Here is a 26,487-nt window from a genome sequence, read left to right as displayed (position 1 = left end):
CTTCGTCGGTCCGGCTGGTGGCTCTCCGGTTCCCGCTACGGCCGCGACCATGCCTGATCACCCTCGCCGCGCGGCGACGGGTGGGCCCGCAGTTGATCTCCCAATCCGCGAGCCGAACTGCCCGCCGGACGACTGCTGGCTGCGCTGGTTCGGCGCGCTCCTGACCAGCCACACGCTGGAAGGCGTCGGCTACATCATCGCCGGGACGTTCCTGGCCGCTGCGATCGACCAAACCGCGCCGGGCTGGGTCGGCAGGGGCGCCTGGGTCCTCGTCGGCCTCGCCGCCCTGCCATCCTCGGCGCTGTGGGCATTTCCGCAGTCCAAAGGCAGTGGATCGTCCCGCTTCACACACCTGCGCTCAACGGAGTGAACAGCCGTCAACGATGGCATCCATGGCGGTCGCTCCGTGAGCAGGGTGGGCCGGAGCTGGTGGCGGTATACCGCTTCGGTAACGGTCGCCCCAAAGGGCCGAGTGCTTCTCCCTCCTCGGCCAGGCGGGCGTCCCAGCCGGCGGCGGAGGCGATGCCGGGAACGAGGCACCCCGTAAATGCGGAAGCAGTACCGTCGTAACCGAGACCCTGCCTCACCGGCGGCCTCAGTCGGAGCGATGGCCCGCCTGATCGTCTGGGGAGTCCCGGCCGTTGGCGCAGCACGGAGGCCAGGAAACCGACGGGGGTGTCCCACTCTGGTAAGACGCCGCAGGGGAAGCGCATGATGCCCTGACTCAGCCCAGGGAGGCCGCGATGAGCACGAACGTCGACATGAAGCTCGAGGTGGTCGTCATCCCGGTCTCGGATGTCGACCGCGCGAAGGAGTTCTACGGGCGCCTCGGGTGGAGGCTGGACCAGACACCGCCTGGCGTGATCCAGTTCACGCCGCACGGCTCCGGGTGCTCAGTCCAATTCGGTACGAATCTCACGTCGGCCGCGCCCGGTTCAGCCAAGGAATACCTGATCGTGTCCGACATCGAGGCGGCCCGGAACGCGCTGGTCGCCGCCGGTATCGAGGTGAGCGAGGTTTTCCACATCGGCCCGGACGGCCCGGTCAGCGGTCTGGATCCCGAGCGCCGCAGCTACTTCTCGCGCGCCTCGTTCCGCGATCCCGATGGCAACGACTGGCTGCTGCAGGAGATCACGACCCGGCTTCCCGGGCGCATCGAGGCTGCCGCGACTTCGTTCGGCTCCGCAAGCGACCTGGCGAGCGCGCTTCGGCGTGCGGCGGCCGCCCACGGCGAGCACGAGAAGCGCATCGGCGAGGCGGACGCGAACTGGCCCGACTGGTACGCGGAGTACATGGTGAGCGAGCAGACAGGCGCCGAACTGCCCAAGTAAGTCACTACGCTGCGATCGTCATCGGCGCTGGCGCGCCGGGAGGGCACTGCGCGGGCGAGCCGGCCGGCGGCGGTCTGCTCGACGAACGGCGAGACAACATGAGAAGGTCACCGTCTTTCTCAAGCGTTGCCGATCAGATGTCGGGTGCTCGCGCCGGTCAGGGGAGATCCGCCTCGGCCCAGCAGCAGGCCGACATGCGGCCGACCCGGGCATGATCAGCTCGAGCGTCCGACATCATCGCCGGCGCGACGCCCGGGCGGGTCCACTGCGCTACAGGGCGGCCGTTGAGACGCCACGGGTGGCCGCTGACCTGGGGCCACCCTTCGGGTGAGTTCTCCCAGTTCTCTTGCCGGCCGTACACGGTGAGGTCCAGGGCGTGGTAGCTGGTCATCAACGCCTCCACGCCCCGCCCTGTGGTCCAGTAGGTCTCGTAGACCCGGTTGTCGTCGCGCAGGTAGCACGCGATGAACCCGAATCCGCGACCGTCCGCCAGAGCCGGGTCGGAGTGTTTCGCCGAGTACCAGGGGAACGTGTAGCCCATGAACTCCGCGAACGCGGCACTGTCGTCGTAGGGGCCCTGGCAGAACACGGCGTAGGTGACGTCCCGGGCATGCAGGTAGTCCAACATCTGCACGTGACACGTCGAGAAAGTGCACCCCTCACACTGATCCTCGAACGGTCTGCCGTCGTGCCACATGTGGAAGTAGGCGATGAGCATCCGGCGGCCCTCGAACACCTCCACCAACGGGGTGTCCCCGCCGGGGCCCTGCACCGTCACTGTCGGCACCAAGGTCATCGGCAGCTGACGACGAGCGGCTGCAATCGCGTCTCCTTCGCGGGTATGGTCCTTCTCCCGGACCAGCAGTTCGTTGCGCTCGCGCAGCCAGGTCTCCCGGTCGACGACCGGCGGCGTGGCGGCGCTGTACGCAGGGGTTGCCGTCATGGCTGTATCCCTTCGTGGAGTCGGGGGTCGATCACCGGTATGGACGAGCGAGTCGGCGATCGTCATCGGTCACCGATGACGGATGAGGTCGGCGGTCGTCAGTACGGTCGTGACGACGATTCAGCCCATTGGGAGATCACATGTCTGACTCGCCTGGCGAGCAGGCGGTTTGGCTGCAGCGCGCATTCGACGAGCACCGGCGTGAGCTACACGTGCACTGCTACCGCCTCGCAGGCAACGTCACCGACGCGGACGACCTGGTGCAGGAGACCTTCCTACGCGCCTGGCGCGCCCGAGGCCGCTTCGAGGGGCGGGCGTCCGCGCGCACCTGGTTCTACCGGATCGCCACGAACGTCTTCCTCGACAGCCGCAAGGCGGCTGGTCACCGGACGGTACCGTCGGGTGACCCGCTGGAGTGGTCCACCGAGCTCGGTCCCTATCCCGACGCCCTCCTGGCCGACGACCTCCAGGCCGGTCTCGCCGCCCGGGAGACCGTCGAGCTGGCCCTGATCGCAGCGCTCATGTACCTGCCTGCGCGGCAGCGGGCGGCCTTCGTGCTGCGCGACGTCTACGGCTGGACGCCGCAGGAGATCGCCGGCGCGCTCGACACCGCCGTAGCGGCCGTCAACAGCCTCCTCCAGCGGGCCCGCCACACCCTGCGGCGGCATGCTCCGGCGGACCCGCTGGACTGGCGCCGCCCGCAGCTCACCGGCGAGGACGAAGAGATCCTGCGTCGCTACGCCAACGCGAGGGACCCCGAGACGTTCCGGGCACTGCTCGCCGAGGACGTACGGATCACGATGCCGCCCGAGCCGCCGGTCGTTGGGATCGACGCGGCCGCGAGGTTCCTCGGCCGACCGCTGGACTGGCGTACGTTCCCCGCCTCGGCCAACGGGCGCCCGGCACTGATCAACTATCTCCGCCGGCCCGGCAGCCCGCACTACGAGGCGCTGGTCGTCGACGTACTCCGGATCGAGGACGGGAAGATCGTGGAGAGCAACGCCTTCGTCGGTGCCCGTCACGTCGCCGCCTTCGGCATGCCCGCCACGCTCGTGCCCTGGACGAGTAAGTCCTGAGCTCAGGCCCTGCGCTCGCTTTCAGCCCATTGGTGGATGCCTTGCGACGAGGAACCCGGGCACTGACGGTTGGAAACGAGCGGGCGCAGGCTTGAGCAGCGAGCGGATTATGCTGCTACAGCAGCGCCGTCAACGGGCTTCGTCAGGGGGTGGTCGTCGCGGCACCGGTCTGACGGGCTGGTTGGAACAGTTCGATGAGGTTGCCGGCGGGGTCGGCCAGCAGGATCTGACGCCCGCCGGGGCCGGAAACCACGTCACTGCGGAACGACAGTCCAGCGCCCCGGTGCCGGTCGATCTCGGCGTCCAGATCGTCGACGGTGAGGTGGATGCGGTTGCGGCCGGGAGTCGTGGCGTCCTTGGGCGTGGCTCGGGCGCCTGAGCTGGCGGGCCCGGACAGCAGCAGCCGCAGCGGGCCGCGGACCACGTCAGCGAAGGCGGGTCCGGCCGTGGTCCTGAGTTGGAAGCCGAGGTGAGTGGTGTAGAAGTCGACGGCTCCCTGGACGTCGTCAACCAGGTAGCGGACGCTGGCGTACTCGTCGGGTCCGGTCATGGCTCAAACCTCCTTGACTCATAGCTGGGCGGGTAGCGAGGACGGGTAGCAGATGGCGGATGCGGGTATCGATGTCGGCGGCGTTGCGGGCAAAGGCCTGGTAGCTGGCCTGGTCGCTGTCGCCGGCCAAGGCGGGGTCAGGGATGCTCCAGTGAATGCGGCGAGGGTGATCGTCGAACTCGGGGCAGACCTCGCGGGCCTTGTCGCACAGGGTGATCACGTAATCGAACCGACGGCCGGCAAGGGTGTCCAGGTGGCGGGGGCGCTGACCGGCGATGTCGATGCCGTACTGGTCGCGCAGCGCCCGCACGCTGTTGGGATGCAGTAGCGGCCGGGGGCGGCTGCCGGCGCTGTTGACCTCCACCTGTCCGGCGGTGTGGTGGCGTAGCAGGCCTTCGGCGGTCGGTGAGCGGGCGCTGTTACCCGTGCATACGAACAGCACGGCGAGGTGGGGCAACCGCCGCTGGTGGACCGGTGGGGCCACCGTGGCGCCATCCAAGCGTAGGGCCGGGTGCAGGGCGGCGCCGGTGCTGGCCAGCGCTTGGGTGCAGCGGTCCAGATCCAGGTGGTAGTAGCTGTCGCGGCCGTCGAAGCTGCTTTGCGTGGCGGTGACCAGGCCGCCGTCACGCAGCAGCCGCAGGTGGTAGGAGACCAGGTTCTGCGGCTGGCCGATCAGCGTGACCAGCTCGCGGACCCGCAGGTCGCTGTCGGCGAGTTCGGTCAGTAGCCGCCACCGCAGCGGGTGGGCGGCCAAGCGCATGAACGCTGGGGCGGCTTGACTCGACGCAGCCATGAACCAGAGGGTACATCAAACTGACTTGATTGACTGTCTTCGTGCCGCCGGCCGGGTCAGGGAGCTTTCCACCTCGTTCGCAAGGCCGGCGAATGCTTCGCCGGCCTCCTTGCGGCGTCAGCTGCACACTGCTGTTGCGGAAACCGCGTCGAGCAACATGTGTACGCCTTTGCAGCACTCGTCATCGTGCGCGGCCTCGTTGGGGCGGACCGACCAGGCCGCCCCAACCAGAGGTCCGTCAGGTGACGGTGATCGTGTAGCTGATGGTCAGTGCGTTGCCCGCGATGTCGTGTGCTGTCGTGACGAGGCTGTGCACGCCCCAGGGTAAGGGCTTGACGACGACAAGGTAGCCATCGGCGACGGCCGACTGTGCGGTTCCGGTGACACAAGGATCGATCGCGTGCATGGTTCGATCGCCGGTGAAGGTGAACAGATGCGTCGCTGTGCGGTATTCGAAGAGCCCCGTTACCTCGACACCGTCAATGGTCAGTGTCAGTTCGTCGATACCGTCAGCGGCGCGCCCACGGCCGTTTCAAGATTATGAGCTTGAGCGGGGGCCGCTCGTCGCCGAGTGGATCGCGACCTGATCAACGTCGGCGTGTCGCTCCATATAGGAGACGAAGCTCCGGGTAGCAAGGGTCTTCCTACAGATCCTCTGCGCCGGAGCTTCGTCGTGACCCACCTCGACAACCGCCCGTTCGAACCCTGCCTGTCGATGCAATACCCTGGTCAAACGCACGCCATGTTTCGATCTTCGGTATCCTGTTCTTCGCAGCTCAGAAACTAGACGGGGCACGGCGTGCCTTGTTGATCAGGGCCTCAACTCACCCACGAGAACGTCAGAAGAGCCTCTTTGGCCGGTTCTGTGCTTCCAGCACTGGATCCGCGACACCCTTTACCGCGAAGACCACTCCCGCGTCCGCACCCGCAACGGCCCCCGCGTCATGGCCTCCCTGCGCAACCTCGCTATCGGCGCGCTACGTCTGGCCGGACGCGCAGACATCACGAGGCCACCCGCTGGGCCTGCCGCAACATGACCCGACCCTTCGCCATCCTCGGGCTCACATCATGATCTTGAAACTGCCGTGGCGGCGCGCCTGGCTCCGTCGGCTCGGCGAGCCTCAAGACGCCGCTTGGTCCTTGCCAACTGGCGCCTTCGACCGCGCAACCCGCGAATACCTAAAGCGCGCCAGCGAGACTCTCAAGAGACTGGGCGTACCCCGACAAGATCCAGGAGACACACCCTAGTCGTTCGGCGGGATGCGATAGACGGACACGTGGGAACGCGATTCGGCGGTGAAGTCGCCTCCGGTCCAGTCCGCATGCCTGGTTTCCAGCTCGAACCCGGCCAATTGAGCCATGAGGTCGAGCTCGGCCGGCCAGATGTAGCGGTGCGGGCTGCGGGTCAGCCGAGCCTGTCTGCTCTCATCGAACGTGAAATGGTGCGATACAACGTGCTGGCGTAGAACATCGTAGGTGTCCAAGCCGATGTACCCGGGCTCGGAACGCCACACCATGGCCTGCTGACCAGGTGGGAGCTTGCGCAGCTCCGGCACCCAGAGCTCGATCACGAACCGGCCACCGGGCATGAGGTGGCCGGCAGCGTTGCGGAAGCACGCAACCTGCTCGGCCTGAGTGAGCAAATTGGAAATCGTGTTGTAGACGAGGTAGACGAGCGTGTACTTCCCTGGGGCGACGGCAGTCGCCATATCGCCGACGACCACGGGGATCGTCGCTTCTTCCACCTTCGTTCGCAGTTGGTCGATCATCGGATGCGACAGCTCGATGCCAGTGACCCGTACCCCTCGCTCGGCGAGCGGGACGGCCACGCGGCCGGTTCCGATGGCGAACTCGAGCGCCTTTCCACCGCCTGCAAGTTCGGCCAGGCGGTCCACGGTCGGCCCCAAGACCTCCGGGGCGAACATGCCATTGTCCGGCGTGTCATAGCGCTGGGCGGCGTCGACGTCCCAGATCTCCTCCTGTTGCATGGCGCCAACGATCGTCATGGGTTGGACGCATGTCCAATGATTTTGGGACCCCGCGGGTAGCAAACGCAGTCATGCGGCCTTGCCCGCTCTGTCGTGAACCGTGAGGGCCGCTACGCGCATCTTGAGGATCATGGCAAGCGTCTGGTGGCAGGGAGGTGTCCCTATGGCGTTGTCAACGGTTCGATGGCTTGTTCGTAGGCTGGGTCGATGGCACGTCGTGGTCCTCGGTGGCTGGTGGTTGGCTCGAAGCGGTTCGCATGGTCGGTTGGCCATGCTCATGAGGTTGAGGGCGATGAGCAGGTCGGACGGCGCTGGCTGGGCTGCCGCGAGGTCGTGAGGCTTCGTCGTGAGGGTGCGCGAGGGCAGCTCGTGGTGGTTTTCAGGGCCGGTGATGGGTCACATCGCCACGGACGGGCTGATGCACGCGGGCGCGGTGCTGCGTGCCGATAGACAAGGGTTGAACCTGAACGAGCCTGGTGTCGTCCGGGCGTTGCTTTCGTGGGTCGCGAGTCCGATCGAGCGATGCGGTTGAAGCGTAGCCGTGATCCGCAGGCCGCCGAGGATGCCTTTGTCCTGCTTCAAGAGCGCGCCGGTGAGCACGTCGACGAGCTGATCGACGAGTTCGGCCGTGAGCGCGACCATGGTGTGCGGTGTTGACTGCTGGAGCTGATCGGCGAGACTCGCGCACCTCAGGGTTTCGATACGTCTGGCTCTCGCAGATTCGTCCGCCGGATCGCCACATCATCGCTCAGGCTGCCCCCCGATCCACTGTGGGGGGTCGGAACGAAGGTCCGTTCGGGGCCACGAGGCGACCTCGACAGGCTGAGTCGGCGCGGGGCGGCGCAGCAACGGATTGCTCAGCCGCTCGGCGGTTCCGACCATCCGCGTCGGGGACCCCGACCGATGTGGTACGACTGCTTCAACACTGACGCGAAGCGGACGGAAACGGGCAAAATATGACGACCGCTCGCTGGCCTGAGCTGCTGCGGGGCCGCGAGGGGGAACTCCTCCTCGACCTGGTTTATGTCTTCGCGCTCACCCGGCTCTCGCAGCGCCTCATCGAGGACTTCACCACCGACCGGCGCATCGTCCTGCCTGAAGCCGGTCAGACGGCACTGCTGCTGCTGGCCCTGTGGTTGGTCTGGATCCACGCGGCATGGGTGACCAGCTGCTTCGATCCGCGACAACCGGCGATCCAGCTGATGGTCGTCTGGGTCATGTTCGGCAGCATGATCATGGCGGTCGCGCTGCCCCATGCGTTCGGCCCGCGGGGTTTGGTCTTCGCGGTCACCTACGTCGCCATCCAATGCGGCAAGCCCCTCTTCCTCCTGCTCGCCTCGCCCCACGAGCGGCACAACCCCGCCCGGACCCTCTCCTGGGCCGCGGTGTCCGCCGTGCCCTGGCTCGCCGGGGCCGCGCTATTCCCGCAGAGTCCCGCGCGCGGGGTGCTGTGGACGCTTGCGATAGCACTGGACTACACGGGACTCGCCCTCGGCTGGCCCATACCGGGGCTTGGTCGCACCCGGATGAAGGAGTGGATGATCGCGGGCGAGCACCTCGCTGAGCGCTACCAGCAGTTCATCATCATCACGCTCGGCGAGACAATCCTGCTCACGGGATTGACCTTCGCCACAGAGTTTACGCCCGACCGGGTGCTGCCGACCGTAGTGTCCTTCGCCAGCACGGTCCTGCTGTGGCGAATCTACTTCCACCGCGCCGGAATCGTGCTGCCCGCCGTCCTCGAGGCCGCCCCCCGCCCGGCCCGCCTCGGTCAGTCCGGGACCTACACCCACCTGGTCATGGTGACCGGCATCCTCACCACCGGCGTGGGCCACGCCCTCGTCATCGACCAGCCCCTCGAACGGGACCCGACGTGGCTCGCGGTCATCTTCGGCGGGCCTGCGCTGTTCCTGGCTGGGCGATCCCGCCTCGAGTACGACGTGTTCGCCCGGGTGTCCGCGTCCCGGGTGGTCGGACTGCTCGCGCTCGCCGCCCTGACGCCGGCGATGCTCCGCCTGCCTCCGACGATCCCCGCCAGCACCGCAGCCATCGTCCTCGCCGGGGTTGCGGTGCGGGACGCGATACGCGAGTGGAAACACCCACGGGAGGAGCCCTCGCCACCTCCCTAGAGGATTAGACCCCCTGCTCCTCCACGACTTGGCGCAGCGCATTCACTGGGCGAGGGGACATGGTGACCGGTACCCTGCCGCGACGCCCCTTCAGACCACCTCACGGCTCTGCCTACAGCCATCCGCACGGCCAAGACCGCCCTCAAACCCCCGGCGCTGCCCGACAACCGCGGACGGCGATCGGACATGCTCGCTACCACGCGGGTCGCCGCGGTTCACCTGATCGGGGTGGTTCCCGCGCGGTCAGCCAGTGCCCGACAACTCCTCGTCGGGGTGGTAACCGTAGGCCGCTTCCCGGACGCGCGGGATCCGGCGCCCACACTGACGAAGCAATTGGCGGGCGTACGGGTGCCGTGGCCGCTGGATGTTGTCAGCGGACGAGGAAGTCGAGCACGCGCTGGGTCAGCAGCTTGGCGGCGTCCGCGTCGTAGGACGGCAGGCTGGAGTCGGCGAACAGGTGCCGATCGCCGGGGTAGACGAACAGTTCGGCGTCCTCGGCCGACTCGACGAGAGCGCGGGCGGCGTCGAGGTCGCCCTCGCCGGCGAAGAACGGATCGGCGTCCATGCCGTGGATCTGTACCGGCACGCCCGCCGGCCAGGCGGTCCCGAACTCCGAGACGGGGAAGCAGGACTCGAACAGCATCGCCCCGCGCGCGCCGGCCCGGGTCTGCGCGAGCTTCTGCGCCGGCATCACGCCGAGCGAGAAGCCCGCGTAGACGAGCTCCTCGGGCAGCCCGTCCGCCGCACCCACGCCCCGATCGAGCAGGTTGTCGAAGCCCACTTCCCGGGCGTACGCCAGGCCGTCGTCCAGCGTCGCGAAGGTGCGGCCGTCGTACAGGTCCGGCGTGTGCACGGTGTGCCCGGCTCGGCGGAGCTCGTCGGCGAAGGCGAGGACGCCCGCCGTCTGACCCTGCGCGTGATGGAACAACAACACCTCAGCCATGGGGTCTCCCTGGTCTCGGTAGGATCTTGCCGCGAACACTCCAACACCTTAGATTGTTCAACAAATGTCGAGCAATACCCGAATCCCGGACTACGACCTGCCCGACGCCGTCGACGTGTCCACACCCACGCAGCTGCGCGCGATCGCCGACCCGCTTCGGGCCACGATCCTCGACCTGGTGCTCGAGCGGGCCGCCACCGTGGCCGAGCTGGCCACGGCAGTCGACCGTCCAAAGAGTTCGGTCGCCTACCACGTCAACGTGCTGCTCGAGGCCGGGATGCTGCGCGTCGTCCGCACCCGGCGTGTGCGCGCCATCGACGAGCGGTACTACGGACGCACGGGCCGCACCATCCACGTGGGCGTGGTCCGGCGCTCGGGCGACACGACGACGCCGGTGTGCATCAACGGCCTGTCCGTCGCGGCGGCGGAGTCGGTGCCGGCCCACGAGGCGGACACGCTCTACACCACGATGCGCCACGCCCGCATCCCCAAGGAGAGCGCGGCGCAGTTCTGGCGGCGCGTCGAGGCGCTCATCCGGGAGTTCACCGAGCTGCCGCGCTCCGGCGACACGGTCTACGGCTTCGTTGCCGGCCTCTACCCGACCGACCACCCTGTCCTGCCCGACCCGGACCACGCGCCCGCCGAGGACTCGGACTGAGGCCGTCCGCCGTGATCCGGCTCGTCAGCGCCATCCTGGCCGAACTGCCCGATCAACCGGACCATCACGCGCCGGCACCGCGGGCGCGACAGTAACGGTGATAGCAACCGGCGCGTACAGCAGCGGATCCACCACCGGAGGGCTGCCCGAGGCTGGGCGCCGGCACGAACACGGACAACCAGGGTGCGCAGAGCTCGCAAGCGAGATGTCAGACCGACCAACAGCCAAGGGAAGTCGGGCAGCAGCGCACCCAGGATGAAACAACTGACCATCGACACCCTCGCACCGCTTGGACCAGCAGTCGCTCGGACCGCCCGGCCCGGGTGTCCATGAGGACGACTCCGTTGCTGATCACCTCGTAATGTCCCGCGTTGGCCCGCAGGGCAAGCTCGCCGCGTTCGGTGACCCTTCGTTCGACGGTGACGGCCACGGAGTCCACCGCGCCAACCTATGTCACCGCGACCGGTCCGGTCCGCCGCTCGTCAGGCCAGGGCGGCGGGGTTCGCCGCGGTGTCTGGCCTTACGGGACTTCGACAGACCGCACTCTGAGGAGACAGTGGAGTGGCCCGGTCGCACGGTGCGGGACAGCGCGCCGGTGGTCTCCAGGATGAGCGATGCGACCAGGTCCGGGTCGTCGCTCATCGGCACATGGCCGCATCCGGGCAGCGTCACCACCCGGACTGCCGGCAGGTCGGCCCGGGCGCGCTCGGCCTGGTGGACGCGGAAGATGCGGTCGCAGTCACCCCAGCCGATGGTCACCGGCACCGTCGTCCCGGACAGTCGGGCACCATCGAAGCGGTAGTCGCGGGCGGCTCGGGCCACGCTGGTGAAGCCGAGCCCTCGACGCAGGGCGAGTGCGTCGCCGAGCGCGCGCTCGGCGTCCAGCAGCGCCGGGCGTGTCATCAACGGGGCGAAGCACATCGCCCGCAGGTACGCCGAGCGCAGCGCGACCCGCATGATCGGGGTGGGTAGGTAGGCGTTGGCCCGCAACATCCTGAGTATGGCCAGTGCTCGGCGGCGTTCGGCTGGGGTGAAGAAGCCGGCGGGGGAGAAGGCGGTGGCCGACGCGACCGTCCCGGCGGCGGCGAGCTCCAGGCTGATCGCCCCGCCGAGGCTGTAGCCGGCCACATGCGGACGCTCCAGTCGCCACTCGGTCAGGACCGGCAGGATCGCGGCGACGGTGGCGGCCATGTCGGCGGGCATGCCCGCGTCGGGCACCGGCGACTGTCCGAAACCGGGCAGGTCGAGCGCGATCACCTCGTGGTGGGCGGCGAGCCGGTCGAACACCGGATCCCACGCCTGGTGGCGGTGCCCGATGCCGTGGATGAGCACGAGCGGCTCACCGCCGCCCGCGCGACGGAAGTGGATCCCCATGACTACCCTCCCACCGAGGTCTTGCCGAAGGAGCGCCCGAGCTGGCGTACCTCGTCTTCCATCTGGTTGACCAGGGTCCGGCCGCCGAACCGGGTGACCAGCGCGTCCGAGAGCCCGCTCAACACGACCGGCCGCAGCGCCTGCACCACGGCGAGCGAGCGTGGCACGTAGACCTTGCGCTTGCGGCGTTCGATGCCACGCAGCAGGGCAGCGGCGCACTGCCCGACCGGTACGACGGTGGACAGCGGCCACGGCAACCGGCGCAGCGCGCTGCGGAACGATGCCAGGTCGTCGTGGATGTCGCGGACCAGGTCGGTGTCGATCCAGATCGGGTGGGCGGTGCCGACGGTGACGCCGCGCTGGCGGGTCTCCAGCCGCAGCACGTTGGCGAACTGCTCGACGCCCGCCTTGGACGCGCTGTAGGCAGCCATTCCGGGCATCGCCGTGAAGGCGGCGGCTGACGAGACGATCAGCACGTGGCCGCGGGCGGCGGCGACGTGGGGCAGCGCCGCGCTGACCGTGCGGATCGCACCGCAGAGGTTCACCTCGACGGTACGGATCAGCGCGTCGACCGGTCCCAGCGCGACGGTGCCGAGGTTGGCGATGCCGGCGTTGGCGACGAGCACGTCGATCCCACCGAAGCGGTCCACCGTGGATGCCACGGCGGCGTCGAGGGCTGCCTGGTCGGTGACGTCGCACTCGTACCAGTGCGCGTCGAGGTCGGTGCTGAGCTGCTTGAGCAGCTCGGGCTCCAGGCCGACGAGGGCAACCTGGGCGCCGCGTGCGACGGCCTCGCGGGCCAGTTGCGCCCCGATGCCGCGCGCCGCGCCGGTGATGAGGATGGTCTTGCCCGCCAGGTCATACCGCATCGGCGTGCTCCCGTTCCGGTTCGTTGGGGGTGCTCCCGGCGCCGACGACCTGGTGGTCGGCCGGGCGGAATCGGCGCAGCCGCAGCCGGAAGCTGCTGGCGAAGCCCGGCCAGATGGTGGCGTTACGGCCGGTGGCGTCGAGGTACCAGCTCGAACAGCCGGTCTTCCAGACGGTGCCGGTCATCTTCTGGTCGACCCGTTCCGTCCAGCGCCGTTGGGCGTCGGCGGTGGGCTCGATCGCCTGGATGCCCTTGGCCCGCATGTGTCGCAGGGCCGCGAGCACCAGCTGCAGCTGCGCCTCGATCATCAGCACGACGGAGGTGTGCCCGAGCCCGGTGTTCGGGCCGAGCAGGAAGAACAGGTTCGGGAAGCCGGCGACCATGGTGCCCCGGTACGCGTGCATGCTCGGGGTCCAGGCCTCGCCCAGGCTGCGCCCGCCACGGCCGCGGATGCGCCGCACCACGGGGGAGTCGGTGACGTGGAAGCCGGTGCCGAGGATGATGGTGTCCGCCCGGTGGTGCACCTCGTCGGCGGCGACCAGGCCGTCCGGCACGATCCGTGCGATGCCGGCGGTGACCACGTCCACGTTCGGCCGGGTGAGCGAGGGCCAGTAGTCGTTGGAGATCAACACCCGCTTGCAGCCCATCGCGTAGCGCGGGGTGAGCTTGTCCCGCAGCTGCGGGTCGGCGACCTGGCGCCGCAGCGTGCGCAGCGACAGCCGCGAGGCAAAACGGTTGACCGCCGGGTGCAGGAAGCCCACGCCCATGGTGTCGCGCGCCAGATAGAGCCCCGTCCGGACGGCCCGCTGCGCACCGGGCACGGTGCGGAACACGGCCTGCTCGACCCGGCTGATCCGGCGCGACAGCCGTGGCATGATCCACGCGGGGGTGCGCTGGAACAGCGTCAACTTGTCGACCGTCGGCTGGATCCGCGGCACGAACTGGATCGCCGAGGCACCGGTGCCGATGACCGCGACGTGCCGGCCGGTCAGGTCGTGGTCGTGCTGCCAGCGGGCGGAGTGGAAGATCGTGCCGGCGAAGTCGTCGATCCCCGGGATGTCCGGGGTGGCGGGGTCGCTGAGCGGGCCGGCCGCGCAGATCAGGACCCGGGCGGTGTGGTCGCCGCCGGAGGTACGCAGCCGCCAGCGCTGGCGCAGGTCGTCCCAGCTCGCCCCCTGCACCTCGTGGCGCAACCGCAGCCTCGGGCGTACCCCGAAGCGGTCGACGCAGTCGCGCAGGTAGTCCCAGATCTCCTGCTGTCCCGAGAAGGTGTTCGACCAGCGGGGGTTGCGGGCGAAGGAGAAGGAGTACAGGTGCGACGGGACGTCGCAGGCGCAACCGGGGTAGCTGTTGTCCCGCCAGGTGCCGCCGACGTCGTCGCCCCGGTCGAAGACGAGGTAGTCGGTGAAGCCGGCCCGCTGCAGCCGGATGGCCGCGCCCAGGCCGCCGAAGCCGGCGCCGATGATGGCGATGTCGGTGTCCATCACTCCTCCACGGGCTCGGGTGCGACAACCGGCTCGGCCGCCGGGGGCCAGGGCGGATCGCCCACGCCGGTGATCCGTACGCCGCCCCACGGGTCGACCTCGGCCAGCCGGGCCGGGCTGACCCGGTCAGCGATGCGCAGCTCGACGTCCCGCCGGCCGGACCGGAGCAGCCGGACCACCTGCGGCTCGGGCTCGATCCGCCCACCCCAGTGGTAGCGGCCGTCAACCGGCTCCCACCGCCCACTCAGGTGCACCTGGACCGCGTTGCCCGCGACGCCCGCCGGGCCGTGGTAGCTCATGGCGCGATCCGCTCGTGGGCGCGGGTGAGCTGGTGCGGCAGGTCCGCGCTGCGCCGTATCCCCTCGATCCCGCTCCACAGCAGCGTGGTCAGGTAGTCGGTGAGCGCCGCTCGGGGGATCGGCTGGCCGCGTGTGGTCCACCAGTCGCCGACCGCCTGTACGAACCCCACCAGGCCGTACGCCCACGGCTCCGCCGGACCGGCGTCGAGGCCCAGTGAGCGCAGCCGGTCACCGATCACCCGGGCCAGGCCGGCGGCCACCTGCCGGCTGGTGCCGGCGACCACCTGGTGGATTCCGGGGTGGCTGGACTGGTGCATCAGGAAGCGGTAGAGCTTCGGCTCCGACTCGATCACCCCGAGGTACGCGTCGATGGTCGCCTCGACCAGGCCGCGTTCCTCGCGGACCTGCTCGACCGCGGGTGCGACGGTGTCGATCACCCGGGCCGCCACCACCTCGCTCACGGCGAGCCAGAGCTGCGACTTGTCGGCGAAGTAGCGGTAGAGGACCGGCTTGCTGACGCCTGCCGTGGCAGCCACCTGGTCCATGTCGACCTCCGGCCCGTGCCGCAGCAACGCCTGCACGGCGGCCCCGATGAGTTCGTGCCGCCGCTGCTCACGATGGTCCGCCCAGCGGTCCTTGCGGCCGCTGGCCTTCGCGGGGGGAGTGCCGCCGGAGGCCGGGCCCGAGGGATCGGATCCATTGACATCCTTGAGGGGCGATTGCATGCTACTACTCGTAACAGTTACCGGGCGTCACGTCAATATGGAGGCGTCATGGAGACGACACCGGCCGGGCTCGAACGCGAGGCCCTCGCCACGCGGCTGCTCACGGCCTCGCTGCATACCAGTTACGAACCCACCGTGGAGATCGACTGGGACGCGCCCCACACGCCGGGCGCCTACTGGCTCCCGCCGCGCCGCAGCAGCCTCTATGGCACCCCGCTGTGGGAGCAGCTCGGCGAGGAGCGGCGCGTCGAGCTCACCAAGCACGAGGTGGCCAGCGCAGCCAGCGCCGGGCTGTGGTTCGAGACAATCCTCATGCAGATGCTGATCCGGCACTACTACGACGCCGACCCGACCAGTCGGCACGCCCAGTACGCGTTGACCGAGGTCGCCGACGAGTGTCGACACTCCATCATGTTCGGACGGCTCATCGAGGCGATGGGCTGCCCGGTCTACCGGGCGAACCGGGTGGACCACCTGCTCGGGCGGTTCCTCAAGGCGACCGCGACCGGCCCGCAGATGTTCGCCGCGATCCTCATAGCGGAGGAGGTCCTCGACGCGTTCCAACGCGAGATCATGGCCGACGAGTCGCTCCAGCCGCTCATCCGGATGGTGTCGCGCATCCATGTCGTCGAGGAGGCGCGCCACGTACGGTTCGCGCGCGAGGAACTTGCCCGCCAGGTCGAGGCCGCCGGTCCGCTGGGCTTGACGTACGCCCGGCTGCTGATCGGCCGCGCCGCCTACTCGATCGCCAACCGCCTGGTCCATCCCGACGCGTACGCCGCAGTGGGCATCCCCCCGGCGGTCGGCCGTGCCACCGCCCGCGCCAACCCGCACTGGCGCGCCACCCTGCGCTGGTCGGCCGCGCGGGTGTACGACCACCTGACGAGCCTCGATCTGGTAACCGGGCCGGGCCGCCTGCTGTGGACCCGAGCGGCTCTGGTCTGATCGGCCCAGGCATCTCGAGCGGTGGTGCGCGCCGGCCGGCGTCCACCACCGCCGCGTTGAGCCGCTGAGCAGGTGACGCGGCTCCCCTTGGCGGATTGTCGAGGGGAGCTGGTTACTCCCCGACGGGTGCCCGTTGGTCCACGAGGGTCGCCGCGGGAGTGGCTGCCGCCAGCGCAGTCCGGACAACGTCGAGCAGCGGACGATCCGGCTGGTCGAACCACTGTTGGACGGCCACCCGCACCGTGGCCAGGAACGTCGCCGCCAGGACCCGCGACCGCAGGGGCGCGTCGGCCCCGGTGAGTCGGAGCGCGATCTCCGCGGCCAGCTCGCGCTCGATCGCCACGTACGCCGCGACCTGGTGGGCCGCCAGGCCGGGGTGGCCGCGCAGCTGCCGGCGTCGGGTCAACCAGGAGGGGTCGGCGTACAGGTACGCCTCCTCGGTGAGGCGCGTCGCTGCCCGGCTCAGCACCGTCCAGGGCCGCTCGTCGCTCGGCTGCTCGCGGATCAGCTGGAGCAGCCGGCGCAGCCGCTCGGTGTCGCCGTGAAAGAGCGCCTCCTCCTTGCTGGAGAAGTAGTTGGAGAAGGTCCGTCGGGAGACGTTGGCGGCGTCGGCGATCGCCTCGACGGTCACCCGGTCCAGCCCCTGTTCGGTGGCGAGGCGCAGGGCCGCCTGGTGCAGAGCCAGGCGGGTGGCCGCCTTCTTGCGCTCCCGTAGGCCGGTGGTCTCCTCCATGACCCTCAGGGTACGTGGCGGTGATGTACTTCTCAATGAGAAAAGTTGCCTAATGGGCAAGATCCGTTGATGCTTGTATGTGGCAACCAATCCAACGCGGGGAGGAAAGGGTGGACAGCACCGTTCGTGACCTGGGTCTGCGGCTGCGCGACCTGGTCACCAGTGTCCGGCTGCTCAGGCAGCGGCGGGCCGACGAGCGGCCGACCGTGCCGTCCGGCCTGGTCGGCATCCTCATGGAGATCGACCGGCTCTCCACCGGATGCCACGCCCGGGAGCTGGCGGCCCGCACCCGGCTGGACCCGTCGACCGTCAGCCGCGCCGTCGCCGCGCTCGTCGCGCACAAGCTGGTCGAACGGCGCCCCGACCCGACCGACCGGCGGGCCAGCCTGCTGGCCGTCACGCCGGCCGGTCGAGCCGCCCTGGCCGACACCAACGACTGGTACGGCGAGGTGCTCGATCGGACGTTCGCCGACTGGACCCCCGGCGACGTGACGGCGCTGAGCGCCGCGCTCGGCCGGTTCACCCGCGACCTCGAGGTCGCCCTCGCACACCACGACAACCTGGAGGCCGCGCGATGAGCGCACCCACCACCACGACGACCGGCGCCGCGCCGATGAGCCATCGGCGGACGCTCGAGGCGCTCAGCGGCCTGCTGCTGGTGCTCTTCGTCGCGATGCTCAGCAGCACCGTCGTCTCGACGGCACTGCCGAAGATCATCGGCGCGCTGAACGGGTCGCAGACCCAGTACACCTGGGTCGTCACGGCGACCCTGTTGACGGCGACGGCGACCACGCCGATCTGGGGCAAGCTGGCCGACCTGTTCAACAAGAAGGTCCTGGTGCAGGTCGCCATCGTCGTCTTCCTGCTGGGCTCGGTGATCGCCGGCTTCGCGCACAGCGCCGGCCAGCTCATCGCCGCCCGCGCCTTCCAGGGCATCGGGGTCGGCGGCCTGCAGGCCCTCGTCCAGGTGGCGATCGCGGCGATGATCCCGCCGCGGGAGCGTGGCCGGTACAACGGCTACCTGGGCGGCGTCATGGCCCTCGCGACGGTCGGTGGCCCGCTGCTGGGTGGGCTCATCGTCGACACGTCCTGGCTCGGCTGGCGGTGGTGCTTCTTCGTGGGCGTGCCCGTCGCCGTCGTCGCGCTGATCCTGCTGCAGCTCACCCTGCACCTGCCCACGGCCCGCCGCGAGAACGTCAAGATCGACTACCTGGGCGCGACCCTGATCGCCGCCGGCGTCAGCGTGCTGCTCATCTGGATCTCGTTCGTCGACGACTCCTTCGCCTGGGCCTCCTGGCAGACCGCGGCCATGGTGGGCGGCGCTGCCGTCCTGCTCGCCCTGGCGACCTGGGTCGAGTCGCGCGCCGCCGAACCGGTCGTCCCGCTCAGCATCGTCCGCGACCACACCACCGCCCTGGCCATCCTCGGCAGCCTCGCCGTCGGCATGGCCATGTTCGGCGGGGCCGTCTTCCTCGGCCAGTACTTCCAGATCGGCCGTGGCTACAGCCCGACCGAGGCCGGCCTGCTCACCATCCCGATGATGGCCGGCGTCCTCGGGTCCTCGATCGTCGCCGGCCGGCTGATCACCCGAAGCGGCAAGGTCAAGCCGTACATCGTGGTCGGCGCGATCGTCCTGGTCGCCGGGTTCGCCCTGCTCGGCACCATCGACCACGAGACCTCGCTGGTCCTGGTCGGCGCGGCGATGTTCATCGTCGGCACGGGCGTCGGCATGACGATGCAGAACCTCGTCCTCGCGGTGCAGAACACCGTGGCGCTCAAGGACATCGGCGCGGCCAGCTCCACCGTGGCCTTCTTCCGCTCGCTCGGTGGCACCATCGGCGTCTCGGTGCTCGGCGCCGTCCTCGCCCGCCAGGTCACCGACCGGATCACCCACGACCTCGCCGCCGCGGGGATTCCCACCTCCGGCAGCGCGGGTGGGACCAGCACGCTCAACCTCACCGCACTGCCCCCGGCCGTGCAGCACATCGTCCGTGCCGCGTACGGCGACGCCACCGGACACATCTTCCTCATCTCCGCCGCGATCGCGGTGGTCGGCGTCATCGCCGCGCTCCTGCTCAAGCCGGTCACCCTGCGCACCAGCCTCGACCTGCCCGACCCCGCCAGGTCGGCGGCCGTCGCCGCGGACGCCGTCGACGGCGCTCCCGCCTTCGACCAGGTGGCCGTCGACGGTGGGCCCGACGGGGCACCCGTCCGCCGTTGACCGCCTCCACCGGAAACCGGGGCCGCCGCCGTCCGAGGATGGCGGCGGCCCCGCGTCCAGCCGTCCGGCAGGGCCGTCACCCACGACCGTGAGGCGAATCGAGGAGCTCGTGGAGACAGGGGAGGCCGCTCCGGCGGCGACGCCCGCCCGACGCACCGCTCCGGTGCGCCGGGCGCTGCGCGAGCTGGCGCTCGTCGGCGCGCTCTTCCTCGCGTACAAGCTGGGTCGCCTCGCCGTGGCCGGCCGGGTCTCCACCGCGGTGGCGAACGGGGAGGCCGTCTGGCACCTGGAGCGGCTGATCCACCTGCCCGGTGAGGCCGCCGTCCAGCACCCCCTGCTCGCCCACGACCTGCTGGTGCACCTGGCCAACAGCTACTACGCGTACGTGCACTTCCCGGCCACCGCCGTGTGCCTGGTGTGGCTGTATCTGCGACACCCGGTCCACTACCAGTGGACCCGCCGGATGCTCGCCACGCTCACCGCCGGGGCACTGGCGCTCCACTTTCTCGTCCCGCTGGCGCCGCCCCGGTTGACCGCCCTGACCGGTCTGCTGGACACCGGCAGACGCTACGGACCCGCCGTCTACGGCCCGCCCGACACCGATGCGTTGAGCAACCAGTACGCCGCGATGCCGTCCCTGCACGTCGGTTGGGCACTCGCCGTCGCCATCGCGCTCATCGCGGTGACCGGTGGACGCCTGTGGTGGCTGTGGCTGGCGCATCCCCTCATCACGCTGCTGGTGGTCGTGGGCACCGGAAACCACTACTGGCTCGACGGGGTCGTCGCGGCGGCGATGCTCATCCTGGTCCTCCTGGTGCTGCCCCGGCCCGTCACCGCCGCTCGACGGGTCGACGTACCGGGCCCGCGCCCGGCCGGTTGGCCGGATCCCGAGCCGCCGGGTCAGCAGGTGGCCCACCGGCCGGTACCGACCGTCGACGCCGGCGGCGTGCGATGAGGGCCGGATCGGACCGCTCGCTGGCCGGTGGACCGGTGCGTCGCGCGGCACGGCGTACGTAGATGCGCGGCCGCGGCGTTCGCGGCCGCGAACAGGACCATGGAACGCCCAGCAGCCGGCGGTGGGGGATCCGGTGGGTCAGCCGGGTCAGCGGCACGGACGCCAGCACGACCACGACGGCGTACCCGCTGACCAGCAGGCCCCCCCCTGCGAGCGCGAGCGGTCCAGGTCCGGTGCGATGAGGGTGAGCAGGCCGATCTACGAGGTGGAGGTCTACGGCAACTGACGTGCGCCATCCTGCTCCCCGATCCCGGTGCAGCAGAGGCCGATCCCGGACTGCCGCGCGCCGGTCGCGACGAGGTTCCGCGCGTCGCCGCGGTCGCAATGTCATTGGCGTTCCCGCCCGATCGGCCTATGGTGTGGCCATGTTCCCGGCCCGGCAGCTGGTCGCCACCGCCGTTCCCACGGCGGTGCCGGCTGCTGCCCGCGACCAGCGGTCCGCGGTCGCCGCCATCCGCCCGGTGGACGCGCGGCAGGCCGCGCCCATCCACGGCCTGCCCAGCCCGGTTCCCACCGGCCGTGGCCCTCCGGAGAAACCACCCCCCGCGAGTACGGCCACCAGGGCGAAGCCATCCGGCTTCGGCCCTTTTCTTTTCCCGGGAAGGAACCCCAGATGAGTACCGACCTTCGAGGCACCCGCGACCCGCAATGGCGCGCCCGGCTGCGCGCCACCCTGAGCACCGAGTTCGAGGCGCAGACCGTGCGGCTGACCGAACTCACCGCGGACACCGGCGACCCCGGCGAGGCGCACACCCGTGCCGCGTTGATCGCCGCCACCCGACAGAGCCTGGCGCAGATCGGTGACGCGCTACGGCGCATGGCCGACGGTGGCTACGGGACCTGTGAGCGGTGTGCGGCGCCGATCCCGGCGGAACGCCTGGAGGCGGTGCCGCACGCTCGGTTCTGCGTGCCGTGCCAGCAGAAGCACGGCTGACCCGACCTGTGGCGCCGGACCGATCCGTCGGTCCGGCGCCAGGCCGGATGAACCCGCGGTGACCATGCAGGGTCGACGGCCCTGGAGGGCCTTGACGTCGTCGCCGAAGGTCCAGCCCTTCGACCCGTCCCAGTTGATCGACCAGGTCATCAGGCCCTTCAGGCCGCCCTGGTACGTGTTCCACGCCTGCGCCACCGAGGACGGCGCCAAGTACCCGCCGCCGGCCCCGGACTGCGCCGGCAGGCCGGGGACCTGCCGGTCGTACGGGACGCGGATGGTGGTGCCCTGCACGACCAGGCCGGGGTTGAGGCAGTTGGTCTGCGCGACGAACCCCTGCACGGTGCCGGCGGCGTACGAGTCGCCGGAGCAGCCGTACATGCTGCCGTTGTAGTACTGCACGTTCAGCCACCAGAGCCGGCCGTTGTCGACGTACCGCTTGATGATTGGCAGGTAGGCGCCCCAGATGGACCCGTAGGTGACGCTGCCGCCGGTGACGTACGCGGTCTCCGGCGCCATGGTCGGCCCGAAGCCGGCGGGCATCTGGGCGAGCACCCCGTCGATGATGCGGACCAGGTTGGCCTGTGCGGTGGAGAGCCGGGTGATGTCGCCGCTGCCGGTGAGGCCGGTCCCGATGTCGATGTCGATGCCGTCGAAGTTGTACCTCTTGCGCATGGATCGCCGAATGGCTGCGCGCGAAGCGGGCCGGCGACGACGCCGCACTCCAGCGGGCCGGCGACGCGTTGCGCAGCAGCCACAAGTGGCGGGTGCTGCACCAGATGAAGGACCAAGGTGGCTGGTCGGAGGTGTTCTGGGAGATCGCCGACAAGGTCGCCGCCGGACACCCACCGGCGGGGTACGCCCAAGGGTTGGGCTGCGACTGACTTTCTTGACCATGACGCCTACCCAGGCAACGCCGGCACTCACGCAGCGTGCGTGCCGGCGTCGCCCCCCGGTCCGGCCCGGCATCGGGCCGTGATCCCAAGGTGGCGCCGGTTCTCACGAATATCCGCAAGTCACGGGGGCGCCGGCACGGCGCCCCCGCGCTGCCATCTGACGAACTCCACGGCCGCGACGCCCAGCACGACGAGCGCGGCGACGACGCTCAGGACCAGGTTCGGCAGGTGCGGGGCAGCCGGCACCAGGGCGACGGCGGCGAGGACACCGATGACGTGCGAGAGCGGGATGCGTCCGAGGACCTCGTGGTCCAGGGTGGCCCGGCCGATCAGGAACAGCGCGACGCCACCCAGGGTGAGCGCGGTCAGGGTTGCCTCCGGGCGTTCCGCGGGATGCTCGATGATCCGTTCGAAGCCCGCGGCGAGGCCGACCACGCCGACCACCATGAGCCAGTGGGCGTACGGGTTGGTCTGGACCAGTCGGGACCGATGCGGGGACCTCTCGATCGCGCTCCTCAGTCTCGCCCCGGCCCCGCGCGTGTAGCTCCACCACAGTAGAACGGCCGCGACGAACGCGACGGCGAACGCGCTGAGCCGGCCGATGTTGAACGGCATGTCGCTCAGGGTGAGGACCGTGACGAGAATGAGTTCACCCAGGGTGAGGACATAGATCTGCTGGTAGCGCTCGGCCAGGTGCTCCGGCACCACGTCGTACTGCAGCAGTCGCGGCCGGCCGGGTATCGGGAACCGGAGGCCGAAGGCGAGGTAGTCCACGGCGAGCGCGGCCAGCCACACCGCGAGACGCGTGCCGGGATCGGGGACCAGGCCGCCGACGATCCAGAGGGTGCCGGAAACGGTGTTCCACGCCAGGACGCGGAGCGGCCGCTCCCGCTCCCTCCGGCCGCGCAGCGACGCGAGGAGCACCAGGCCCCGACCCCAGTTGATTGCGGCCCAGGTGGCGCCGAAGGCCAGGCCATGGCTGCTGAACGCGGTCGGCAGGGCGGCGGACATCAGCATGCCGCCGAACATGATCCCCAGGATCACGAGCTGGACGGGTCGCTCCTGCGGGCTGTAGAGGTCCGTGAACGACGTGGTGGTGACCCAGACCGCCCACAGCGTCGAGAGCGCGAGCAGCGCCTGAGCCAGTCCCGTCCAGGTGTCCTCGTTCGCCATCTTCTGCGACGTCAGGGTCAGACTGGCGATGAGCGCAAGATCGAAGAACAGCTCCAGCAGATCCGTCGGCTGTCCACGCCTCATCGTGCGCGTTATCGGCCGACGTCCGCCATTCATCACAGCAGGCCTTCTTGGTCTCGCGGCGCCCGGTCAGCCAGCCCGGCGACCGCGTCCGGCCCTGGTCGGCTTGGCGCTGGATCTCGGCCAAAGCTAGCCGACGGCCACTCCGGTCACCGATGAATTCCGGACTCTGCCACCCGGTGGCGGTCAGGTGGCGGTCGCCGAACGGGAACGTCAGCTCGACCTCCTCGGTCGCGGTGACCGTGACGCGGGCCTGTCCCGAGGACGGATATCAGGCGGCGCAGTCGGCCGCTTCGGCGTCGGCACCGGCAGGTGCGCTTCCGTCCTACTCGAGGCCGCGGAGGATGTGCTGCTCGTCCATCGGATCGTCCTCGTCAGCGCCTGCCCGGCCGAGCTGTGCGGCACGAGCCCAGACCGACAGGGACGGCGTGGTCACCGTCGTGCCGCTGATCTGTTCGCCCTCACTGTGCCGGCCCAACTCGGTCCGGAGTTCTGTGTCGGGATCCGTCATGGTGCTGCCTCCTCGTCACGCATCCGGCCGGCCGGAACCGATCGCCTCTACGGCACCACTGGGAACCATCCACGCCACCGTGCGCCGGGATCCTCAAGTCGTCGTAGAGCGCCGGTGAAAGGCTGCCGACCCGAGCGGGACGGGATGCCGGCCAGACCCGGAATCGCTCTGCAATGACGCCATCGTCCCTCGCGCCGGTGTCCAACGCACCAGCAGGCCGGCGGTCAGTCATGGTCGATCCGACTGGAGCCCTCAACGAACGGCGAGGAGAATCTGTTCGATTCCATGCCCGACCCGCTGCCGCAACTCCGCCAGGTCGGCTACGGCGACGGGATCGCCGGCCGCGGCTGCCGGCCCGAGAACACCTGGGTCGCCCTTCGGGCCGGCCGCGTGATCGGCCGGGCGGCCTGGGTCCGTCCGCCGGGTGCCGTCGGCGCTTCCTGGCTGGGCGTGTGCTGCTGCGCGCCGCCGACGAGGCGTTCGGCGGTCCCCGGTTGTACTACGCCTCAATACCGGCGAACTGGCGGCACCGGCGGGCACAGCCGAACGTGGAGTGACAGCCGCCGGATGGTGGAAGGTCTTCGCGCGCACCGCCACCGTCCGGCCGCACCAGGGCGACCACCCACCGCTCTGGCCTCCCTCACCCCTCGCCCCTGACCCAACTGGGTGAACGGCGCCCGGGCAGCGATCCCCGACGCCATGGGCACGACATGCTACGAGCGCCGGTGCGTGCCGATGCGCGCCCGGACGCGGGTTCACCGGATGCGGGCGCAGCGGGGCGGAGAGGAATCGCACATGGCAGCGGGGGATGTGCCCGAGCGGATGCAGGCGGCGGCCTTCGACGAGTTCGGGGGCCCGGAGGTGATCACCGCGCGTATCCTGCCGGTACCGCAGATCGCCGACGACGAGATCCTGCTCAAGGTGTGGAGCGCCGGCGTGGGGGTGTGGGACGCCCTCACGCGGGAGGGCACGCTGGTGCCCGAGGGCGCCGCGTTCCCGATGGTGCCCGGCGCCGAGGCTGCGGGGACGGTCGCCGCGGTGGGACGGCGGGTGACCAACGTCGCGGTGGGCGACCTGGTCTACGTGTACGGCTACACCCGGCCGAAGGGTGGCTTCTACGCCGAGTACGCGGCGACGAAGGCGCAGTACGTCGCGAAGCTGCCGGCGGGTGTGCCGGCGGAGCACGCCGGGGCCATGCCCACCGACGCACTGACCGCGCTGTCCGGACTGGACGTCCTGGGCCTCTCGGCCGGCGCATGGGTGCTGATCTTCGGCGCGAGCGGCGGCCAGGGGCATCTGGCCGTGCAGTTGGCCAAGCGGCAGGGACTCAACGTCATCGCCGTGGCGTCCGGGGCGGAGGGCGTGGCGCTGGTGACCCGGCTCGGCGCAGACCTGTCCCTTGACGGCCACGGCGACCTCACTGAGGCGCTCGCCCGCATCCGCGACGTGGCACCGGACGGCGTCGACGGCGTCCTGGCGATGGCGGGTGGCGCAACCCTGGACCGACTCGCCGAAGCGCTCCGTGACGGTGGCATGCTCGCCTACCCCCACGGGGTGCAACAGGCGCCGCGCGAACGACCCGGCGTGACGGTTCAGGCGTACGACGGCGAGACGGGGCCCGAACGGTTGCAGCGCCTCAACGAGCTCATCGAGGCGGGACCGTTCCAGGTGCACGTCGCCGAGACGTTCCCGCTGGGGCGGGCGGCGGATGCGCACCGACGCCTGCAGACCTCCTTCCCCGGCAGGTTGCTGCTCACGGTCCGGTAGCAGACCCTGCGTCGGACCCTGTCCGGCCGCCCGAAGCGGGCCGACGAGGTCCGGGCTGCGGCGTGTCGATGTCGCGGCGATGAGGGCCCCCGGACTGGAAGCCTCGGGGCGCAGGACCTCGACGGCGGCACCGAGGCTGAGCAGGGCGGAGCACGCCCACGACTCGTTCTCGAACGGGACCGTCAGCTCGACCTCCCCGGTTGCGGTGAGCGGGACCAGGGCCTGGCCGTGGACGGGGACCAGCCGGCGCAGCCGCGGCAGGGCCCGGGCCGCGACGCGTACCGTGACCTCGACGCCGGGCTGCTCGTCCTCCAGTTCCCGGCGCGCCTCGGCCCAGCAGCGGGCCAGGTCGAACCCGGCCGGGCGCGCCACCGGCTCCTCGAGCAGCTCCACCTTGCGGACCCGGGAGGCCCGGTAGGTGCGGCGCTCGCCGTCGCGCAGGGCGACCAGATACCAGTCACCGGCAGCGAGGACGAGCCCGAGGGGGGCGATCTCCCGGGTGCTCGCCCGCCCGTCCCGGACGTACCGCAGGCGCACCCAACGATCACGCCAGACCGCGCCGGCGAGCTGGGTCAGGCACGGCACCGGCTCGGGCGTGCCGTACCAGCGGACCGGGTCCAGGTGGAACCGATCCGCGGTCCGGCCGGCGCGCTCCCGGGCCTCGCCGGTGAGGCTGGCCCAGACCTTGATCCGGGCGCCCTCCAGCATCTCGCCCAGGCCGAGCTGCTCGGCCGGGCCGGCGAGGCCGAGGAACGCCAGCGCCCCGGCCTCGTCGAGGCCGACGCCCGTCAGCCGGGTGCGGTAGCCGCGGTCCAGGCGGTATCCGCCCGCCGGCCCACGGGTCGATCGCACCGGTATCCCGGCCGCCACCAGCGCCTCGACGTCCCGCTGCACGGTCCGCTCGCTGACCTCCAGCTGCCGGGCCAGCTCGCGGGCGCTGGCCAGGCCGCGGACCTGGAGCTGGAGCAGGAGGGCCATCATCCGCGAGGCACGCACCCCCCAATCCTGACCCAGATATACGACAGAAGGTGTCGGGAACTCGGGTGACACTGG

The 26,487-nt window shown here is 70.3% G+C and carries 28 protein-coding genes and 3 pseudogenes; 13 read left to right on the top strand and 18 right to left on the bottom strand.

The window, feature by feature from the left end:
* Positions 1-49 precede the first annotated feature (49 nt).
* Positions 50-370 (top strand): YbfB/YjiJ family MFS transporter, encoded by a 321-nt coding sequence (locus tag GA0070613_RS33120; RefSeq protein WP_089014620.1) that lies wholly within the window; start codon positions 50-52, stop codon positions 368-370.
* A gap of 373 nt (positions 371-743) precedes the next feature.
* Positions 744-1,331: a VOC family protein gene (locus GA0070613_RS25680; RefSeq protein ID WP_089014619.1), complete on the top strand. Its 588-nt coding sequence runs from the start codon at positions 744-746 to the stop codon at positions 1,329-1,331.
* Positions 1,332-1,488: 157 nt separating this feature from the next.
* Here the strand turns inward: GA0070613_RS25680 and GA0070613_RS25675 are convergent, their stop codons facing one another.
* Positions 1,489-2,274: a DUF899 family protein gene (locus GA0070613_RS25675; RefSeq protein ID WP_089014618.1), complete on the bottom strand. Its 786-nt coding sequence runs from the start codon at positions 2,272-2,274 to the stop codon at positions 1,489-1,491.
* Between the two features lie 140 nt (positions 2,275-2,414).
* Between GA0070613_RS25675 and GA0070613_RS25670 the strand changes: the two genes are divergently transcribed.
* A complete protein-coding gene (locus GA0070613_RS25670; protein WP_089014617.1) occupies positions 2,415-3,350 on the top strand; it encodes an RNA polymerase subunit sigma-70 in 936 nt (311 codons plus the stop codon).
* A 142-nt stretch (positions 3,351-3,492) separates the two neighbouring features.
* Here GA0070613_RS25670 and GA0070613_RS25665 read toward each other — a convergent pair whose 3' ends face one another.
* The 3 genes from GA0070613_RS25665 to GA0070613_RS32395 form a co-directional block, all read right to left on the bottom strand.
* A complete protein-coding gene (locus tag GA0070613_RS25665; protein WP_089014616.1) occupies positions 3,493-3,900 on the bottom strand; it encodes a VOC family protein in 408 nt (135 codons plus the stop codon).
* Entirely contained in the window at positions 3,857-4,693 is an 837-nt protein-coding gene (locus GA0070613_RS25660; RefSeq protein ID WP_089014615.1) for an arsenate reductase/protein-tyrosine-phosphatase family protein, read from the bottom strand. Before GA0070613_RS25660 ends, GA0070613_RS25665 begins: the two co-directional genes overlap by 44 nt.
* Before the next feature lie 238 nt (positions 4,694-4,931).
* The gene (locus tag GA0070613_RS32395) at positions 4,932-5,099 is read right to left on the bottom strand and encodes a hypothetical protein (RefSeq protein ID WP_157746534.1); all 168 of its coding nucleotides are present in this window, start codon (positions 5,097-5,099) and stop codon (positions 4,932-4,934) included.
* On the opposite strand from GA0070613_RS32395, the gene GA0070613_RS32835 reads away from it, so the two are divergent.
* Positions 5,094-5,237 carry a hypothetical protein gene (locus GA0070613_RS32835; RefSeq protein WP_172875895.1) on the top strand — a complete coding sequence of 48 codons (144 nt, stop codon included), beginning with the start codon at positions 5,094-5,096 and terminating at the stop codon, positions 5,235-5,237. The two genes, GA0070613_RS32395 and GA0070613_RS32835, sit on opposite strands and share 6 nt — an antisense overlap.
* A 700-nt stretch (positions 5,238-5,937) precedes the next feature.
* Here the strand turns inward: GA0070613_RS32835 and GA0070613_RS25655 are convergent.
* Together GA0070613_RS25655 and GA0070613_RS25650 are read right to left on the bottom strand one after the other, a co-directional pair.
* Positions 5,938-6,681: a class I SAM-dependent methyltransferase gene (locus GA0070613_RS25655; RefSeq protein ID WP_089014614.1), complete on the bottom strand. Its 744-nt coding sequence runs from the start codon at positions 6,679-6,681 to the stop codon at positions 5,938-5,940.
* 396 nt (positions 6,682-7,077) lie between these two features.
* On the bottom strand, positions 7,078-7,323 hold the full coding sequence (locus GA0070613_RS25650; protein WP_089014613.1) for a hypothetical protein: 246 nt from the start codon (positions 7,321-7,323) through the stop codon (positions 7,078-7,080).
* Positions 7,324-7,637: 314 nt separating this feature from the next.
* On the opposite strand from GA0070613_RS25650, the gene GA0070613_RS25645 reads away from it, so the two are divergent.
* Positions 7,638-8,810 carry a low temperature requirement protein A gene (locus tag GA0070613_RS25645; RefSeq protein WP_089014612.1) on the top strand — a complete coding sequence of 391 codons (1,173 nt, stop codon included), beginning with the start codon at positions 7,638-7,640 and terminating at the stop codon, positions 8,808-8,810.
* Positions 8,811-9,180: 370 nt separating this feature from the next.
* Here GA0070613_RS25645 and GA0070613_RS25640 read toward each other — a convergent pair whose 3' ends face one another.
* Positions 9,181-9,792: a dienelactone hydrolase family protein gene (locus GA0070613_RS25640; RefSeq protein WP_269459012.1), complete on the bottom strand. Its 612-nt coding sequence runs from the start codon at positions 9,790-9,792 to the stop codon at positions 9,181-9,183.
* 25 nt (positions 9,793-9,817) lie between these two features.
* Between GA0070613_RS25640 and GA0070613_RS25635 the strand changes: the two genes are divergently transcribed.
* Complete coding sequence (locus tag GA0070613_RS25635; protein ID WP_089014610.1) at positions 9,818-10,411, top strand: ArsR/SmtB family transcription factor; 594 nt, start codon at positions 9,818-9,820, stop codon at positions 10,409-10,411.
* Between the two features lie 286 nt (positions 10,412-10,697).
* Here GA0070613_RS25635 and GA0070613_RS34540 read toward each other — a convergent pair.
* From GA0070613_RS34540 to GA0070613_RS25610, 6 genes and pseudogenes are all read right to left on the bottom strand, one after another.
* Positions 10,698-10,850: pseudogene (locus tag GA0070613_RS34540) on the bottom strand (spermidine synthase); the annotation flags it as partial.
* A gap of 14 nt (positions 10,851-10,864) precedes the next feature.
* On the bottom strand, positions 10,865-11,785 hold the full coding sequence (locus tag GA0070613_RS25630; protein WP_089014609.1) for an alpha/beta fold hydrolase: 921 nt from the start codon (positions 11,783-11,785) through the stop codon (positions 10,865-10,867).
* Positions 11,786-11,787: 2 nt separating this feature from the next.
* Positions 11,788-12,654, bottom strand: a complete 867-nt coding sequence (locus GA0070613_RS25625; RefSeq protein WP_089014608.1) for an SDR family oxidoreductase — start codon at positions 12,652-12,654, stop codon at positions 11,788-11,790.
* Complete coding sequence (locus GA0070613_RS25620) at positions 12,644-14,137, bottom strand: flavin-containing monooxygenase (protein ID WP_089014607.1); 1,494 nt, start codon at positions 14,135-14,137, stop codon at positions 12,644-12,646. Before GA0070613_RS25620 ends, GA0070613_RS25625 begins: the two co-directional genes overlap by 11 nt.
* Positions 14,137-14,436 carry a DUF4873 domain-containing protein gene (locus GA0070613_RS25615; protein WP_089014606.1) on the bottom strand — a complete coding sequence of 100 codons (300 nt, stop codon included), beginning with the start codon at positions 14,434-14,436 and terminating at the stop codon, positions 14,137-14,139. The genes GA0070613_RS25620 and GA0070613_RS25615 overlap by 1 nt, the downstream gene beginning before the upstream one ends.
* A complete protein-coding gene (locus GA0070613_RS25610) occupies positions 14,433-15,161 on the bottom strand; it encodes a TetR family transcriptional regulator (protein WP_089014605.1) in 729 nt (242 codons plus the stop codon). The genes GA0070613_RS25615 and GA0070613_RS25610 overlap by 4 nt, the downstream gene beginning before the upstream one ends.
* 48 nt (positions 15,162-15,209) lie before the next feature.
* Between GA0070613_RS25610 and GA0070613_RS25605 the strand changes: the two genes are divergently transcribed.
* Positions 15,210-16,106, top strand: coding sequence for an AurF N-oxygenase family protein (locus GA0070613_RS25605; protein WP_089014604.1), 897 nt, complete (start codon positions 15,210-15,212; stop codon positions 16,104-16,106).
* Between the two features lie 112 nt (positions 16,107-16,218).
* On the opposite strand, the gene GA0070613_RS25600 is transcribed toward GA0070613_RS25605, so the two are convergent.
* Positions 16,219-16,839: a TetR/AcrR family transcriptional regulator gene (locus tag GA0070613_RS25600; RefSeq protein WP_089014603.1), complete on the bottom strand. Its 621-nt coding sequence runs from the start codon at positions 16,837-16,839 to the stop codon at positions 16,219-16,221.
* A 110-nt stretch (positions 16,840-16,949) separates the two neighbouring features.
* On the opposite strand from GA0070613_RS25600, the gene GA0070613_RS25595 reads away from it, so the two are divergent.
* From GA0070613_RS25595 to GA0070613_RS34205, 4 genes are all read left to right on the top strand, one after another.
* On the top strand, positions 16,950-17,417 hold the full coding sequence (locus tag GA0070613_RS25595) for a MarR family winged helix-turn-helix transcriptional regulator (RefSeq protein ID WP_197698990.1): 468 nt from the start codon (positions 16,950-16,952) through the stop codon (positions 17,415-17,417).
* Positions 17,414-19,060, top strand: coding sequence for an MDR family MFS transporter (locus GA0070613_RS25590; protein ID WP_089014601.1), 1,647 nt, complete (start codon positions 17,414-17,416; stop codon positions 19,058-19,060). The genes GA0070613_RS25595 and GA0070613_RS25590 overlap by 4 nt, the downstream gene beginning before the upstream one ends.
* Before the next feature lie 109 nt (positions 19,061-19,169).
* A complete protein-coding gene (locus tag GA0070613_RS25585) occupies positions 19,170-20,015 on the top strand; it encodes a phosphatase PAP2 family protein (RefSeq protein ID WP_197698989.1) in 846 nt (281 codons plus the stop codon).
* 673 nt (positions 20,016-20,688) lie between these two features.
* Complete coding sequence (locus tag GA0070613_RS34205; RefSeq protein WP_089014600.1) at positions 20,689-21,009, top strand: TraR/DksA family transcriptional regulator; 321 nt, start codon at positions 20,689-20,691, stop codon at positions 21,007-21,009.
* Positions 21,010-21,084: 75 nt separating this feature from the next.
* On the opposite strand, the pseudogene GA0070613_RS34200 reads toward GA0070613_RS34205, so the two are convergent.
* Positions 21,085-21,675 (bottom strand): annotated as a pseudogene (locus tag GA0070613_RS34200) (glycoside hydrolase family 18); the annotation flags it as partial.
* Between the two features lie 74 nt (positions 21,676-21,749).
* On the opposite strand from GA0070613_RS34200, the gene GA0070613_RS32390 reads away from it, so the two are divergent.
* Complete coding sequence (locus GA0070613_RS32390) at positions 21,750-21,890, top strand: hypothetical protein (protein WP_157746533.1); 141 nt, start codon at positions 21,750-21,752, stop codon at positions 21,888-21,890.
* A gap of 132 nt (positions 21,891-22,022) precedes the next feature.
* Here GA0070613_RS32390 and GA0070613_RS25570 read toward each other — a convergent pair whose 3' ends face one another.
* Positions 22,023-23,159: a low temperature requirement protein A gene (locus GA0070613_RS25570; RefSeq protein WP_157746532.1), complete on the bottom strand. Its 1,137-nt coding sequence runs from the start codon at positions 23,157-23,159 to the stop codon at positions 22,023-22,025.
* A gap of 322 nt (positions 23,160-23,481) precedes the next feature.
* Positions 23,482-23,667: a hypothetical protein gene (locus GA0070613_RS25565; protein WP_089014598.1), complete on the bottom strand. Its 186-nt coding sequence runs from the start codon at positions 23,665-23,667 to the stop codon at positions 23,482-23,484.
* Between the two features lie 795 nt (positions 23,668-24,462).
* On the opposite strand from GA0070613_RS25565, the gene GA0070613_RS25555 reads away from it, so the two are divergent.
* The gene (locus tag GA0070613_RS25555) at positions 24,463-25,434 is read left to right on the top strand and encodes a quinone oxidoreductase family protein (protein ID WP_197698988.1); all 972 of its coding nucleotides are present in this window, start codon (positions 24,463-24,465) and stop codon (positions 25,432-25,434) included.
* A 162-nt stretch (positions 25,435-25,596) separates the two neighbouring features.
* Here GA0070613_RS25555 and GA0070613_RS34535 read toward each other — a convergent pair.
* Positions 25,597-26,412 (bottom strand): annotated as a pseudogene (locus GA0070613_RS34535) (helix-turn-helix transcriptional regulator); the annotation flags it as partial.
* Positions 26,413-26,487: the final 75 nt, after the last annotated feature.

It is taken from the genome of Micromonospora inositola, assembly GCF_900090285.1.
Taxonomy (GTDB): Bacteria; Actinomycetota; Actinomycetes; order Mycobacteriales; family Micromonosporaceae; genus Micromonospora; species Micromonospora inositola.
Note: the sequence above shows the minus strand (reverse complement) of the source record. Positions and strands in the feature narration are given on the sequence as shown.

Excerpts from the sequence above, each read along its gene's own strand:
- GA0070613_RS33120 (WP_089014620.1), top strand. The coding sequence starts at position 50 with ATGCCTGATCACCCTCGCCGCGCGGCGACGGGTGGGCCCGCAGTTGAT.
- GA0070613_RS25610 (WP_089014605.1), bottom strand. The coding sequence starts at position 15,161 with ATGCAATCGCCCCTCAAGGATGTCAATGGATCCGATCCCTCGGGCCCG.
- GA0070613_RS25605 (WP_089014604.1), top strand. The coding sequence starts at position 15,210 with ATGGAGACGACACCGGCCGGGCTCGAACGCGAGGCCCTCGCCACGCGG.
- GA0070613_RS25615 (WP_089014606.1), bottom strand. The coding sequence starts at position 14,436 with ATGAGCTACCACGGCCCGGCGGGCGTCGCGGGCAACGCGGTCCAGGTG.
- GA0070613_RS25675 (WP_089014618.1), bottom strand. The coding sequence starts at position 2,274 with ATGACGGCAACCCCTGCGTACAGCGCCGCCACGCCGCCGGTCGTCGAC.
- GA0070613_RS25600 (WP_089014603.1), bottom strand. The coding sequence starts at position 16,839 with ATGGAGGAGACCACCGGCCTACGGGAGCGCAAGAAGGCGGCCACCCGC.
- GA0070613_RS25555 (WP_197698988.1), top strand. The coding sequence starts at position 24,463 with ATGGCAGCGGGGGATGTGCCCGAGCGGATGCAGGCGGCGGCCTTCGAC.
- GA0070613_RS34205 (WP_089014600.1), top strand. The coding sequence starts at position 20,689 with ATGAGTACCGACCTTCGAGGCACCCGCGACCCGCAATGGCGCGCCCGG.
- GA0070613_RS25630 (WP_089014609.1), bottom strand. The coding sequence starts at position 11,785 with ATGGGGATCCACTTCCGTCGCGCGGGCGGCGGTGAGCCGCTCGTGCTC.
- GA0070613_RS25625 (WP_089014608.1), bottom strand. The coding sequence starts at position 12,654 with ATGCGGTATGACCTGGCGGGCAAGACCATCCTCATCACCGGCGCGGCG.
- GA0070613_RS32395 (WP_157746534.1), bottom strand. The coding sequence starts at position 5,099 with ATGCACGCGATCGATCCTTGTGTCACCGGAACCGCACAGTCGGCCGTC.
- GA0070613_RS25680 (WP_089014619.1), top strand. The coding sequence starts at position 744 with ATGAGCACGAACGTCGACATGAAGCTCGAGGTGGTCGTCATCCCGGTC.
- GA0070613_RS25655 (WP_089014614.1), bottom strand. The coding sequence starts at position 6,681 with ATGCAACAGGAGGAGATCTGGGACGTCGACGCCGCCCAGCGCTATGAC.
- GA0070613_RS25590 (WP_089014601.1), top strand. The coding sequence starts at position 17,414 with ATGAGCGCACCCACCACCACGACGACCGGCGCCGCGCCGATGAGCCAT.
- GA0070613_RS25565 (WP_089014598.1), bottom strand. The coding sequence starts at position 23,667 with ATGACGGATCCCGACACAGAACTCCGGACCGAGTTGGGCCGGCACAGT.
- GA0070613_RS25665 (WP_089014616.1), bottom strand. The coding sequence starts at position 3,900 with ATGACCGGACCCGACGAGTACGCCAGCGTCCGCTACCTGGTTGACGAC.
- GA0070613_RS25650 (WP_089014613.1), bottom strand. The coding sequence starts at position 7,323 with ATGGTCGCGCTCACGGCCGAACTCGTCGATCAGCTCGTCGACGTGCTC.
- GA0070613_RS25670 (WP_089014617.1), top strand. The coding sequence starts at position 2,415 with ATGTCTGACTCGCCTGGCGAGCAGGCGGTTTGGCTGCAGCGCGCATTC.
- GA0070613_RS25620 (WP_089014607.1), bottom strand. The coding sequence starts at position 14,137 with ATGGACACCGACATCGCCATCATCGGCGCCGGCTTCGGCGGCCTGGGC.
- GA0070613_RS25635 (WP_089014610.1), top strand. The coding sequence starts at position 9,818 with ATGTCGAGCAATACCCGAATCCCGGACTACGACCTGCCCGACGCCGTC.
- GA0070613_RS25660 (WP_089014615.1), bottom strand. The coding sequence starts at position 4,693 with ATGGCTGCGTCGAGTCAAGCCGCCCCAGCGTTCATGCGCTTGGCCGCC.
- GA0070613_RS25645 (WP_089014612.1), top strand. The coding sequence starts at position 7,638 with ATGACGACCGCTCGCTGGCCTGAGCTGCTGCGGGGCCGCGAGGGGGAA.
- GA0070613_RS25570 (WP_157746532.1), bottom strand. The coding sequence starts at position 23,159 with ATGAGGCGTGGACAGCCGACGGATCTGCTGGAGCTGTTCTTCGATCTT.